Source organism: Pseudomonas sp., from assembly GCF_002796985.1.
Classification (GTDB): Bacteria; Pseudomonadota; Gammaproteobacteria; order Pseudomonadales; family Pseudomonadaceae; genus Pseudomonas.
In genome coordinates this window covers 98031-110338 of sequence record NZ_PEKX01000018.1, presented here as the reverse complement: position 1 = coordinate 110338, position 12308 = coordinate 98031, and the positions used below count along the sequence as shown (strand labels likewise).

Sequence of the window (12308 nt, the reverse complement as noted above, 5' to 3'; positions counted from 1 at the left end):
CCGCGCTGGCTAGCATCTGGCTCTCAGCCTTCGACAGCGGTTTCCCTTGAGCCCAGCAGACCTTTATTCCAACGCGTCTCCCCACGCCCCCGTCCTGGACACCTACTACCACGTAGAGACTCCAGAGGGCATCGACCTGCTGCTGCGTCCCGCCGGTGTCGTTCCTCGGGCCCTCGCCTACCTGATCGACCTGGGCATTCGCGTGCTGCTGATGGTGGCGCTGTTCATGCTGCTGGCGTTCCTCGGCGAACTGGGCACCGGTCTTGGGCTGATTCTCACCTTCATCATGACCTGGTGGTACATGGTGCTCTTCGAAGTGCTCAACCAGGGTCGCTCGCCCGGCAAGCAGGTGATGGGCCTGCGTGTGGTGCACGATGACGGCACGCCGGTTGGCTGGTCTGCCTCGCTGCTGCGCAACCTGCTGCGCTTCGTCGACATCCTGCCGTTTGCCTATACGCTCGGGCTGCTCAGTTGCCTGTCCAACTCCGCTTTCAAGCGCCTGGGCGATCTCGCCGCGGGCACCCTGGTAATCTACCGCGACCCGCCGCCAAGCCGCCCGCAGGTACCGGAGACCACGCCTGAACTCGCCCCCTGGCCCCTGAACCTGGAAGAGCAGCGCGCCCTGATGAGCTTCGCCGAACGCGGCACACAGCTTTCCGCCGCACGCCGTGAAGAGCTGGCCGCCATCCTCGCGCAACCGCTGGCCGTTGCGCCCGAGCAGGCGGAGGCGCGCCTGAACCGCATCGCCAGCGGCTTGCTCGGCAACGGGGCGGGCCATCCATGAAGCAGGCATTCTTCGAACAGCGTCATCAGGGCGCCTGGAAACGTTTCGCCAAACGCCTGGAGCAACTCGAAAGTGGCAAGCGCCAGGAATCCACCGAGAAGCCCGAAGCATTCGCCGCCGACTACCGGCGCATCTGCCAGCAACTCGCCCTGGCCCAGGAGCGCGGCTACAGCAGCCACCTGATCGACCAACTGCAGCAGCTCGCCATGCGCGGGCACCAGCAGTTCTACCGCCACCGCAGCCACCTTGGCGCACGTATCCTCGGCTTCCTGGTCGCCGGTTTCCCGCGCCTGGTGCGCGAGGAATGGCGCTGCATCGCCATCGCCAGCCTGCTGTTCTACGGCAGCCTGTTGCTGATGGGCGTGCTGGTCTACCACTTCCCCGACCTGGTCTACAGCGTCATGGCGCCGGAGCGGGTGTCCGAGATGGAGTCGATGTACTCGCCGGACACCTCGCGCCTGGGCCCGATGAGCACGCGCGATGCCGGGGATGACTGGCAGATGTTCGGCCACTACATCATGAACAACATCGGCATCGCCTTTCAGACCTTCGCCAGCGGCCTGTTGTTCTGCGTCGGCAGCCTGTTCTTCCTGCTGTTCAACGGGGTGGTGATCGGCACGGTGGCCGGGCACCTGACCCAGGTCGGCTACATCGAGACCTTCTGGTCCTTCGTCATCGGTCACGGCGCCTTCGAGCTGACCGCCATCACCTTCTCCGGTGGCGCCGGTCTCAAGCTTGGCTGGGCATTGCTTGCCCCCGGCCGCCTGAGCCGCCTGGAAGCCCTGCGCCAGGCCGCCGCCCGCGCCGTGAAACTGATCGGCGGGGTGATCCTGATGCTGCTGATCGCCGCCTTCGTCGAGGGCTACTGGTCCTCCGTCACGCAGTTCTCGGCGACGGTGAAGTACATCGTCGGCGCCTGCCTGTGGTTGCTGGTGGGCAGCTATTTCCTCTTTGCCGGACGGGAACGTCATGCGCCTGACTGACGCCAGCGTTGCCATCCGCCCGCGCAGCGCCTGGGAGGCGCTGGACCTCGGCATCCTGCTGGCACGCCGTCACGCCGGCCTGCTGATGGCCAGCTGGGCGATCGTCACCCTGCCAGTATTCGTGCTGCTGTCCGTGCTGCTGTGGAACTACTCGAGCTGGGCCGTGCTGATCTTCTGGTGGCTCAAACCCGCGTTCGAACGCCTGCCGCTGTACATCCTGTCGCGCTCGCTGTTCGGCGATACACCGACGCTGAAGGAGGCGCTCAAAGCCTTCCCCGGCCTGCTCAAGTCGCAACTCTTGCCCAGCCTGTTGTGGCGCCGCCTGAGCCCGACGCGCAGCTTCGACCTACCAGTCCTGCAACTCGAAGGCCTCAACGGCCAGGCACGCAGCCAGCGCCTGGTAGTACTCGGTCAACGCAATGCTGGCGGCGCCACCTGGCTGACCATCGTCGGCATGCATTTCGAGCTGGCGCTGTGGCTGGGCCTGACCGTGCTGATGTACCTGATGCTGCCGCAGCAGTGGGTGGACGACTGGAAATGGCAGTCGCTGATCAGCGTGGCGCAGGGCGACTGGGCGTGGCTCGAGCACGTCAGCAACCTGATCTACGCGCTGCTGCTGATTGTCTGGGAGCCGGTGTACGTCGCCTGTGGCTTCACGCTTTACCTCAATCGCCGCACCGAGCTCGAAGCCTGGGACATCGAACTGGTGTTCCGCCGCCTGCGCCAGCGCCTGATCGGCAGCGCCTATGCCCTGCTGCTGATCGTGGCGGGCGCCTTCGCACTGCTGCCGAGCAACGACGCACTGGCTGCCGGTCCGGAAACCGGCAGCAAGGCCAACCAGAGTTGCCCGCTGCCCGACCAGAACCCCGACGGCCCGCAGGGCGCGCGGCTGACCCAGCAGAAACTCAACAGCGAAAACTCGCGCAGCGCAGCGGAAAAGATCCTCACCGCGCCCCCCTTCAAGAACAGCGAGAAGGTCACCAACTGGCGCCTGCACGAAGACAAGAAAGAACAGAAACCCGCAGACCCGGACGAGGCCAAGCGGCTGAAGAGCTTCTTCGAGGCGCTGGGCAACTGGAAGGCCTTCAAGTTCGCCGCGCAAGGCATCGAAGTGCTGCTCTGGGGGATTCTGTTCACCGTCATCGCCCTGGTCATCTGGCGCTATCGCCAATGGCTGCGGCTGTTCGTCGGGCGCATCGGCCTGCCACAGAAGCCGCGCCGCGAAGCGCCCAGCGTGCTGTTCGGGTTGGAGTTGGCGCCGGAAACCCTGCCCAGCGACGTCGCCAGCGAAGCCGAGCGCCTGTGGGACGAGCAGCCACGCGCCGCACTCGGCCTGCTCTACCGCGCCCTGCTCAGCCGCCTGTTGCACGACTTCCGCGTGCCGCTGCGCGAGTCGACCACCGAAGGCGAAGTCCTGGTGCGCGTGGCGGACCTCAACGACCCGCCGCTGGACAACTTCGCCCGCAGCCTGACCCAGCAGTGGCAGGCTCTCGCCTACGGTCATCGCGCCCCCCCGGCCGGGCTCAAGCAGCAGTTGTGTGACGAATGGCGCCACCTGTTCGGCCGAGAGGTGCAGCCATGAAGCGCCGCAATCTCGCCCTGCTGGTGCTGCTCGTTCTGCTGGTGCTCGGCGGCCTTGGTTACTACCTCTACCGCCACCTCGAGCCCTACACCGAGACCATCGAGCATGGCCCGTCGCCCGAGGTTCGCGCCAACCCCTACCTTGCCGCCGAAGTCTACCTGCGCGGTCGCGGTATCCGCGTCACCACCGCGCGCGGCATGGAAGTGCTGGAGCAACTGCCGAGCAAAGGCCAGACCCTGATCCTGCTGGGCACCCGTGAGAACATCACGCCGTCCCAGACTGCCCGCCTGCTCGATTGGGCCAATCGCGGCGGGCACCTCATCGTCACCGCCGAAAGCCTGTGGGACGAGGACGAGGGCAAGAGTGGCGACCTGCTGCTGGACCAGTTGGGCGTGCAGCAATTCCTCACCGCCGACCTGAAGGACAAGGACGAGAAATCCGCCCCGACCGACGAGAAGCCTGCGGATGCGTCCACAGACCAGACGCAGGACGACGCCGCCAAACCGGAAGTGGAAGAAGAACATCCGGACCAGCCCTCCAGCGCCCACGACAACGAGGCGGAGGAAACGGACCCGTACCCGAACCTGACCAAGCTCTACCTGGAGAACGAGAAGGCGCCGGCCTACTTCGATTTCGACACCGACTACCATCTGCTCGACTCGAAGAACCTCGCCTACGCCTGGGCCAACAGCAGCGATTCCACCCACTTGCTGCAACTGCAGCAAGGCCAGGGGCTGATCACCGTCCTCACCGACAACTGGATCTGGCAGAACGGCCAGCTCGACGACTACGACAACGCCTGGCTGCTCTGGTACCTGACCCAGGACAGCGCCGTCACCCTGGTCTACCGCGCCGACGGCACCAGCCTCATGACTCTGCTGATGCGCCATTTCCCGCAGGCACTGCTGGCCGCTGTCCTGCTGCTGGCACTGGTGCTCTGGCGCAACGGCCTGCGCCAGGGACCGCTGCAACCCAACCCGGACCGCAGCCGCCGACAGCTGGAAGAACACCTGCGCGCCGGCGCCGACTTCATCCTCCGCCAGCGCGGCCAACTCGCCCTGCTGCAAGGGCTGCAACGTGACGTCATGCGCCGGGCGCGACAGCGCCAGCCCGGCTTCGACCGCCTGCCGGTCGCCGAACAATGGCAAGCTCTGGGCCGCATGACGCGCATGTCGGTCAGTGCCATCAGCCAGGCCATGCGCCCCTATCCGCAACAGCGCATGGCCGTCGCCGAATTCACCCGCCAGGTCGCGCACCTGCAAAGCCTCAGGAATGCCCTATGAGTGACCAACCTGAACAGCCCGGCACCACCGCCAGCACCGCTCCCAATGCCGCCGCCCAGCGCCAGCGCGCCAGCCAGCTGGCCCAGGCGCTGCGCCACGAACTGCAGAAGGCCCTGATTGGCCAGCAGGAGGTGATCGACGACGTGCTCACCGCCCTGCTCGCTGGCGGCCACGTGCTCATCGAAGGCGTTCCCGGCCTGGGCAAGACCCTGCTGGTACGCGCCCTCGCCCGCTGCTTCGACGGTGGTTTCGCGCGCATCCAGTTCACCCCCGACCTGATGCCCAGCGACGTCACCGGCCACGCCGTCTACGACCTCGCCACCGAGCAGTTCAAGCTGCGCAAGGGCCCGGTGTTCACCCACTTGTTGCTGGCTGACGAAATCAACCGCGCGCCGGCCAAGACCCAGGCCGCGCTGCTGGAAGTGATGCAGGAACGCCAGGTCACCCTCGAAGGCCGCGCCCTGCCGGTACCGCAGCCATTCATGGTGCTGGCGACGCAGAACCCCATCGAGCAGGAAGGCACCTACCCGCTGCCCGAAGCCGAGCTCGACCGTTTCATGCTCAAGCTGCGCATCGACTATCCGCTGGAGGCCGAGGAGCAGACCCTGGTGCGCCAGGTCACCCGCTCGGCGCGCAGCGACATGCTCGACGTGGCGCCGATGCGCGCCCTGCTCAAGGACAAGGACGTGCTGGCCCTGCAGAAGATCGCCGCCGACCTGCCCATCGATGACCAGGTGCTCGACTACGCCGTGCGCATCGCCCGTACCACCCGCAACTGGCCAGGGCTGGCATTGGGCGCCGGGCCGCGTGCGTCCATCGCCCTGGTGCGCTGCGCCCGCGCCCGCACCTTGCTGCGCAGCGGCGACTTTGTCGTCCCGGATGACGTGAAAGGCTGCGCCCTGGCCGTCCTGCGCCACCGCGTACGCCTGTCCCCGGAGCTGGAAATCGAAGGCCTGTCAGTAGACCAGGTGTTGCAACAGTTGCTCGACCAGGTACCGGCGCCGCGCATATGAAGCCATCGCGCACGCTCCTCGTGCTGCTCGGCATCCTGCTGGCAATCGCCATCGCCCTGGGTGCAGCCGAGGCACTGGACTCGGGCTCGGCATTGCTCGGTCGTCTCTGGTGGGGCGCGCTCTGCGCGCTGATCCTGCTGGCGCTGGCCGATGCGCTGTGGCTGCGCCGCACGCCCTCGCCCGAGTTGCGCCGCCAGCTCAGCGGCAACCTGCCGCTGGGCCGCTGGAGCGAAGTGCGTCTGCAATTCCATCACCGTTATGCCCAGCCACAACGCATCACGGTGTTCGACCACCTGCCCGCCGGCATGGCATTCGAGTACCTGCCGCAGACCGTTGAGCTGCATCCCGGCGAACAGACCGAACTGGGCTACCGCGTGCGGCCACTGTCCCGTGGGCACTTCGTCTTCGAGCGCTGCGAGGTCGAACTGTCCAGCCCGCTGCGCCTGTGGAAGGGCCGACGCTACCTGGAGCAACGCGACGAGACCCGCGTCTACCCGGACTTCGCCCGCCTCCATGGCGCCGAACTGATGGCCGTCGACCACTGGCTCAACCGCATCGGCGTGCGCTCCGGGCAGCGTCGCGGCCTCGGCCTGGACTTCCACCAGCTCCGCGAATTTCGCGACGGCGATACCCTGCGGCAGATCGACTGGAAGGCCACCGCGCGCAAACGCACCCCCATTGCCCGCGAATACCAGGACGAGCGCGACCAGCAGATTCTCTTCCTGCTCGACTGTGGCCGGCGCATGCGCAGCCACGACGGCGATCTCTCGCACTTCGATCATTCGCTGAACGCCAGCCTTTTGCTGGCCTACGTCGCCCTGCGCCAGGGCGACGCGGTGGGTCTGATGACCTTCGCCAGCGACCAGCCGCGACACCTGCCGCCGGCCAAGGGCAGCGCCCAGCTCACCGCCCTGCTCAACAGTGTCTACGACCTGCGCAGCAGCCAGCGCCCGGCAGACTACCCCGCCGCCGTGCAGGCCGTGCTGACGCGCCAGCGCCGCCGCGCGCTGGTGGTGATAGTGACCAACCTGCGCGACGAGGATGACGAGGAACTGGTGGCCGCGGTGAAACGCCTGGGGCGCCAACACCGCGTGCTGGTGGCGAGCCTGCGCGAGGAAGTGCTGGATCGCCTGCGCCAGGCGCCGGTGGAAGGTTTCGAGGAGGCTTTGGCCTATTGCGGCGCGGTGGATTACCTGAACGCCCGCGCCGGGCTGCACGAGAAGCTGGCAGCCCATGGCGTGCCGGTGCTCGACACGCGGCCGAGCCAGCTGGGGCCGGAACTGATCAGCCGCTACCTGGGCTGGAAAAAGGCTGGCGCGCTGTAACCTGACGCCACAACCGGACGCCAACTCCCTGGCGTCCCACACCGTACAGATCGGTCAGCGCGTCCTGCGCTTCAGACCGACTCCACCTGCCGGCGAAAACTGAAATAACGGCGCAGCGCGTCGACCAGTTCGACGTACTCCATCGGCGGCGCCGCCAGGCTGAAGCCCGAATCGTAATGGCCCGGATTGACGTCTTCGCGGCACCACTGGCAGGTGGCGGCAAATTCGATCAATTGCAGTTTGCCGTCCTGCCCGGGAATCTTCAGGCGCATTTCAAAGCGGCCACCCACCAGCATTGGCAACTGGCTGATCAGGAGCAGCCCGTCCAGCGACACGTTTCCCAGGTAACCCATCGGTTTGTCGGTGATGCTGTTGAACACCTTCAGGTAATAGGGCAGCTGATGGCGCTCGATATGTCGTTGATGACGCATAATGGCGTTTCGCTATGAGATATCGTCCAGTATGACGATGCTGCCCATGCAGGGCCAGTCCTAACGACAACCTTCCGCCAGCCGAGCGCTAAGCGCCTGACGAGCGGCGTCGATCTGTGCATCGCTGTAGTAAGTTCTTTCGCCTGCGCTGTCCTGCGTGAAATAGCGCCCACCCTGGCTGAGCGACTCCAGTTCCTGGCGCCACTGCGCACACTGCTGATTCAGCTGGGCCTGCTGCTGCGCCGCGCGGTTCTGGTCGGAAGAACTTTCGTCACGGCGCGCGTCGTAGAAGCGGCGAGTACGTTCCTCCCGCTCGCGGGTCGCCGCGTCGCGCTCGACGACCTGCGGCTTGACCTCGACGCGTTGCGCCCCAGGCGGTGGTGTTTCGCTGAAGTGCACCTTTCCCTGAGCGTCGGTCCAGCGGTAGATATCCGCCGAAGCAAGCAGGGGGAAACACCAGGCACAAAGCCACAGGGCGCGCATTCGTACCTCCTCCGTGAAGTCACCCAACAGATTAGCCAGCTATGGGCGCCACTCAAGTCAGCCTGCGACCACCGGTCAGCGAGTGGCCGGTTCGATCCGCAGGTCGTTGGGCAGCCGGCCGTTGAGCCGCAGCGTTTCCAGCCGGGCCTTGGCGCGGTAAGCATACTCGCTGGTGGGGTAGCGGGCGATGATGAAGTGGTAAGTCTGTGCGGCGTCGACATAGAACTTCTCACGCTCCAGGCACTGCCCGCGCAGCATGGAAATTTCCGGCTGGATCCACGGCCGCGCGCGGGCCTTGCGCTCGGTCTCCGAGAGCTCCAGTTGCACCCGTGGGCAATCGCCGCTCTTGTAGGCGCGGTAGGCGTTGTTCAGGTGATAGTTCATCGACCAACTGGTGCAGCCGGTAACACTCAGCGCCAGCAGCGCGAGGAAAAGGGTTCGCATGGGCATATCCTCCGTTGGGAAGTGTATCGGCCCGTCTTGGCCGGACTGTAGCCCACCACTAGACTCACTTGGACTTCGCCCTGGCGCAAAGGAGCTGCCATGCGTTTCGTCCCCCCCCTCTCAACTGCCATGTCGATTGCCCTGCCGTTCGCCGTGCTACTGCCCTGGCTGGCCGCCTGCGCGCCGACCACTCCGCTGTTCGTCGCGCAGATCACCACCGGTGAAGTGGCCGAGTACAAGCAGCTCAAGAACAAGCGCATGACCGCCGCCGTGGAAGAGGAAGGCGACCTGCTCACCTACAGCGCCCAGGCTATTCGCGATGGCAAGAGCGCGGACGCCGAGCACCTCTACCTCACCGGCTACGACAACACCCGCTACGGCCCGGAGGTGCGCGCCATCGCGCTGTACCAGATCGGCCTGATCTACATGAGCCGCTACAACGACCAGCGCGACGATGCCAAGGCGCTGGACTACTTCCAGCGCATCGACCGCGAATTCCCCGGCACCCAGGCCGCACAGCACGCCGACGCCCGCCAGTTGATCATCCGCCAGCGCGCCAAGGACCCGGTGCAGAAGACCGCCAAGCAGTTGCTGGCCGACTGGCAGCCGCAGTACAACCTCGACCTGAACAAGCCGACCCTCGACCCCGACATGACCCTGCTGTCGCGCCGCGCCGTGCTCAAGGACCGCGTCGACGAGGCCGCGCAGCTCTACCTGCTGGGCGCCAACGATCCGGCCATCCCGGCGGACATTCGCGAGAAGGCGCTGTACCAGCTGGGACTGATGTACATGGCGCAGGACAACCCGCACCCTGACCGTGAAAAGGCCATTGCCTACCTGCGCCGCCAGCTCGCCGAATTCCCCAACGGCGAACTGGCCGACAAGGGCGCCCGGCATCTGGACCGCGCGCTGAACCAGACCTCGCCACGCAGCTGACGACAAAGCCCGCGGGCCGCTGAGCCACGTCAAGACACGTGGCCGGCGCCAGTGTCTACGCTTGCTCTGCAATGAGCGCAGAGCAAGCGAGGACTCCGCCATGAAGCTGCAGCACCTGCTCGTCATCATCGACCCGACCCGCGAGGACCAGCCCGCCCTCACCCGCGCCCGCTGGATCGCCCAGCGCTGCGGCGCACGCCTGGAACTGTTGGCCTGCGTGTACAACGCGGCGCTGGACAACGCCCTGCTGCTGGAGCGCGGCGATCTGGATGTTGCCCAACAGAACCTGCTGGACGAGCGCCTGGGCTGGCTGCAACAGCTGGCCGAGCCGCTTCGCGAAACCGGCCTCGACGTGCACTGCCAGGTGCGCTGGGGCAAGCCCCTGCACCACCAGGTCGTCCTCCACTGCGAGCAGACCACGCCCGACCTGGTACTCAAGTCCGCACACCACCACAACCTGCTCAAGCGCCTGTTCCTCACCAACCACGACTGGCAACTGATCCGCCACTGCCCGCAGCCGCTGTGGCTGGTGCAGCACGGCGAATGGGCCGGGAAGAACCTGTGTGCCGCCGTCGACCCGCTGCATGCCGGCGATGCCCCGGCCGCGCTGGATCATCGACTGATCAAGGTGGCCCGTGAACTGGAACAGCGCCTGCAACTGGACGCCCATTACCTGCACGCCTACATGGCCCTGCCGCACACCCTGGCCTTCAACGCGGAGCTGCTGGCCGACTACGATAACTATGTGCTGCGCACCGAGGCTCACCACCGCGAAGCCTTCGACGCCCTGCTCGCGCACTACCCGCAGATCGACCGCCAGCGCACGCTGCTGGGCCAGGGTTTCGCCGAGGAAGTGATCCCGACCTACGTGAAGGAGCACGCCATCGACCTGCTGCTGATGGGTGCCGTCGCCCGCGGGCAGCTCGACAATGTACTGATCGGCCAGACCGCCGAGCGGGTCTTCGAGGAAGTCGAATGCGATCTGCTGGTAATCAGACCTCGCACCTGAGAGAGCCACCTGAAAGAGTCACCTGAAGAGAGTAAGATGGCGCCCTGGCCGCTCCGGACCCGCTCCGACGGCGGCCTGACCGCTGCTTTCCCCTAGGAGTCCCGCATGTCCCTTCGCCGCACCAAGATCGTCGCCACCCTCGGCCCAGCCAGCAATTCCCCCGAAGTCCTGGAACAGCTGATCCTCGCCGGGATCGACGTCGCCCGCCTGAACTTCTCCCACGGCACTCCCGACGAACACCGCGCTCGCGCCCAACTGGTGCGTGACATCGCTGCCAAGCACGGTCGCTTCGTGGCGCTGCTGGGCGACCTGCAGGGCCCGAAGATCCGCATCGCCAAGTTCGCCAACAAGCGTATCGAACTGGCAGTCGGCGACACCTTCCGCTTCTCCACCAGCCACCCGCGCACCGAAGGCAACCAGCAGGTCGTGGGCATCGACTACCCGGACCTGGTCAAGGATTGCGGCATCGGTGACGAACTGCTGCTGGACGACGGCCGCGTGGTCATGGCGGTCAAGGAAGTGAAGGCGGACGAACTGGTCTGCGAAGTACTGATCGGCGGCCCGCTGTCCGACCACAAGGGCATCAACCGCCGTGGCGGCGGCCTCACCGCGCCGGCCCTGACCGAGAAGGACAAGGCCGACATCAAGCTGGCCGCGAGCATGGACCTGGACTACGTCGCCGTGTCCTTCCCGCGTGACGCCAAGGACATGGAATACGCCCGCCGCCTGCTCACCGAAGCCGGCGGTACCGCCTGGCTGGTGGCCAAGATCGAACGCGCCGAAGCCGTGGCCGACGACGAAGCCCTGGACGGCCTGATCCGCGCCAGTGACGCGGTGATGGTGGCCCGTGGCGACCTCGGCGTGGAAATCGGCGACGCCGAGCTGGTGGGCATCCAGAAGAAAATCATTCTGCACGCGCGCCGCTACAACAAGGCGGTGATCACCGCGACCCAGATGATGGAGTCGATGATCCAGAACCCGATGCCGACCCGCGCGGAAGTCTCCGACGTGGCCAACGCCGTGCTCGACTACACCGACGCCGTGATGCTCTCGGCCGAATCCGCCGCGGGCGAGTACCCGGTGGAAGCGGTCAAGGCCATGGCGCGCATCTGCGCCGGCGCCGAAAAGCACCCGACCACCAAGAAGTCCAGCCACCGTATCGGCCAGACCTTCGAGCGCTGCGACGAGAGCATCGCCCTGGCGGCCATGTACACCGCCAACCACTTCCCGGGCATCAAGGCGATCATCTGCCTGACCGAAAGCGGCTACACCCCGCTGATCATGTCGCGCATCCGCTCCTCGGTACCGATCTTCGCCTACTCCCCGCACCGCGAGACCCAGGCCCGCGTGGCGCTGTTCCGTGGCGTGGAGACCATCCCCTTCGACCCGGCCGCCCTGCCGCCGGAGCGTGTCAGCCAGGAAGCCGTCGACGCACTGCTGCAGCGCGGCGTGGTGACCAAGGGTGACTGGGTGATCCTGACCAAGGGCGACAGCTACACCACCCAGGGCGGCACCAACACCATGAAGGTGCTGCACGTGGGCGACCTGCTGGTCTGATCCTGCTGCAAGTGAAAGTGAAAAGGCCGCCCTCGGGCGGCCTTTTCATTTCTGGCGCAGAGTGAGGCTGTATCGGTAGGAGCGAGCTTGCTCGCGAACCATGCTCCGGCAGCACCGATGTCAAGCGGTTCGCGAGCAAGCTCGCTCCTACGAAGAGCCCTTCGCCGGATTCCGCGGGCAGCTCAATTCTTGCTCAATCCGCCTCAAGCCGCGTGGTGTCTGGCCCGCAGCGGTTGCACCAGAGCTTATCCACAGCACCTTCCACACCTTATGTGGGCAACCTGCGGGGTATCGTTCAAATACCGATCAATCCCCTGCAGGCCACGGCTGGCGTGGGGTAGCCGGGTTGCCCCAGAGCTTATCCACAGCGCGTTCCACAGATTGTGTGGGCAACCCGGCCATCCCACGGCGGATAACGCTGGCGCGTTATTCGCCCTACCAGAGTGACCGAGGGCACGACGTAGGATGGCGTGGAGCG

General features: G+C 66.0%; 12 protein-coding genes. 9 read left to right on the top strand and 3 right to left on the bottom strand.

Translation table 11 applies throughout. The annotated features are described in order from the left end of the window. The first annotated feature begins 46 nt into the window (after nt 1–46). From CTR55_RS21025 to CTR55_RS21000, 6 genes are read left to right on the top strand one after another with little or no spacing between them, the layout of a single operon-like run. Complete coding sequence (locus CTR55_RS21025; RefSeq protein WP_296289020.1) at nt 47–784, top strand: RDD family protein; 738 nt, start codon at nt 47–49, stop codon at nt 782–784. Beyond that, on the top strand, nt 781–1767 hold the full coding sequence (locus tag CTR55_RS21020) for a stage II sporulation protein M (protein WP_296289018.1): 987 nt from the start codon (nt 781–783) through the stop codon (nt 1765–1767). Before CTR55_RS21025 ends, CTR55_RS21020 begins: the two co-directional genes overlap by 4 nt. After that, a complete protein-coding gene (locus CTR55_RS21015; protein ID WP_296289017.1) occupies nt 1754–3349 on the top strand; it encodes a DUF4129 domain-containing protein in 1596 nt (531 codons plus the stop codon). The genes CTR55_RS21020 and CTR55_RS21015 overlap by 14 nt, the downstream gene beginning before the upstream one ends. Further along, complete coding sequence (locus CTR55_RS21010; RefSeq protein WP_296289015.1) at nt 3346–4632, top strand: DUF4350 domain-containing protein; 1287 nt, start codon at nt 3346–3348, stop codon at nt 4630–4632. Before CTR55_RS21015 ends, CTR55_RS21010 begins: the two co-directional genes overlap by 4 nt. Then, complete coding sequence (locus CTR55_RS21005; RefSeq protein WP_296289013.1) at nt 4629–5645, top strand: MoxR family ATPase; 1017 nt, start codon at nt 4629–4631, stop codon at nt 5643–5645. The genes CTR55_RS21010 and CTR55_RS21005 overlap by 4 nt, the downstream gene beginning before the upstream one ends. Next, nucleotides 5642–6970, top strand: coding sequence for a DUF58 domain-containing protein (locus CTR55_RS21000; protein ID WP_296289012.1), 1329 nt, complete (start codon nt 5642–5644; stop codon nt 6968–6970). The genes CTR55_RS21005 and CTR55_RS21000 overlap by 4 nt, the downstream gene beginning before the upstream one ends. A gap of 71 nt (nt 6971–7041) precedes the next feature. Here the strand turns inward: CTR55_RS21000 and CTR55_RS20995 are convergent, their stop codons facing one another. The 3 genes from CTR55_RS20995 to CTR55_RS20985 all read right to left on the bottom strand — a co-directional run bounded on the left by CTR55_RS20995 (nt 7042) and on the right by CTR55_RS20985 (nt 8328). After that, nucleotides 7042–7401 (bottom strand): PilZ domain-containing protein, encoded by a 360-nt coding sequence (locus tag CTR55_RS20995; RefSeq protein WP_296289010.1) that lies wholly within the window; start codon nt 7399–7401, stop codon nt 7042–7044. 60 nt (nt 7402–7461) lie between these two features. Then, nucleotides 7462–7884, bottom strand: coding sequence for a DUF4124 domain-containing protein (locus CTR55_RS20990; RefSeq protein WP_296289009.1), 423 nt, complete (start codon nt 7882–7884; stop codon nt 7462–7464). A gap of 75 nt (nt 7885–7959) precedes the next feature. Beyond that, nucleotides 7960–8328: a hypothetical protein gene (locus CTR55_RS20985; RefSeq protein WP_296289006.1), complete on the bottom strand. Its 369-nt coding sequence runs from the start codon at nt 8326–8328 to the stop codon at nt 7960–7962. 129 nt (nt 8329–8457) lie between these two features. Here CTR55_RS20985 and CTR55_RS20980 point away from each other — a divergent pair, with 129 nt between their 5' ends. The 3 genes from CTR55_RS20980 (at nt 8458) to pyk (ending at nt 11830) form a co-directional block, all read left to right on the top strand. Then, nucleotides 8458–9264 (top strand): tetratricopeptide repeat protein, encoded by an 807-nt coding sequence (locus CTR55_RS20980; protein ID WP_296289374.1) that lies wholly within the window; start codon nt 8458–8460, stop codon nt 9262–9264. A 100-nt stretch (nt 9265–9364) separates the two neighbouring features. After that, nucleotides 9365–10273 carry a universal stress protein gene (locus tag CTR55_RS20975; RefSeq protein ID WP_296289004.1) on the top strand — a complete coding sequence of 303 codons (909 nt, stop codon included), beginning with the start codon at nt 9365–9367 and terminating at the stop codon, nt 10271–10273. 105 nt (nt 10274–10378) lie between these two features. Next, nucleotides 10379–11830, top strand: coding sequence for a pyruvate kinase (gene pyk / locus CTR55_RS20970; RefSeq protein ID WP_296289001.1), 1452 nt, complete (start codon nt 10379–10381; stop codon nt 11828–11830). Nucleotides 11831–12308: the final 478 nt, after the last annotated feature.

Bases quoted from the DNA above. Each gene is read 5' to 3' on its own strand.
- CTR55_RS21020 (WP_296289018.1), top strand. From the start codon at position 781: ATGAAGCAGGCATTCTTCGAACAGCGTCATCAGGGCGCCTGGAAACGT.
- CTR55_RS21015 (WP_296289017.1), top strand. From the start codon at position 1,754: ATGCGCCTGACTGACGCCAGCGTTGCCATCCGCCCGCGCAGCGCCTGG.
- CTR55_RS21010 (WP_296289015.1), top strand. From the start codon at position 3,346: ATGAAGCGCCGCAATCTCGCCCTGCTGGTGCTGCTCGTTCTGCTGGTG.
- CTR55_RS21005 (WP_296289013.1), top strand. From the start codon at position 4,629: ATGAGTGACCAACCTGAACAGCCCGGCACCACCGCCAGCACCGCTCCC.
- CTR55_RS21000 (WP_296289012.1), top strand. From the start codon at position 5,642: ATGAAGCCATCGCGCACGCTCCTCGTGCTGCTCGGCATCCTGCTGGCA.
- CTR55_RS20995 (WP_296289010.1), bottom strand. From the start codon at position 7,401: ATGCGTCATCAACGACATATCGAGCGCCATCAGCTGCCCTATTACCTG.
- CTR55_RS20990 (WP_296289009.1), bottom strand. From the start codon at position 7,884: ATGCGCGCCCTGTGGCTTTGTGCCTGGTGTTTCCCCCTGCTTGCTTCG.
- CTR55_RS20985 (WP_296289006.1), bottom strand. From the start codon at position 8,328: ATGCGAACCCTTTTCCTCGCGCTGCTGGCGCTGAGTGTTACCGGCTGC.
- CTR55_RS20980 (WP_296289374.1), top strand. From the start codon at position 8,458: ATGTCGATTGCCCTGCCGTTCGCCGTGCTACTGCCCTGGCTGGCCGCC.
- CTR55_RS20975 (WP_296289004.1), top strand. From the start codon at position 9,365: ATGAAGCTGCAGCACCTGCTCGTCATCATCGACCCGACCCGCGAGGAC.
- pyk (WP_296289001.1), top strand. From the start codon at position 10,379: ATGTCCCTTCGCCGCACCAAGATCGTCGCCACCCTCGGCCCAGCCAGC.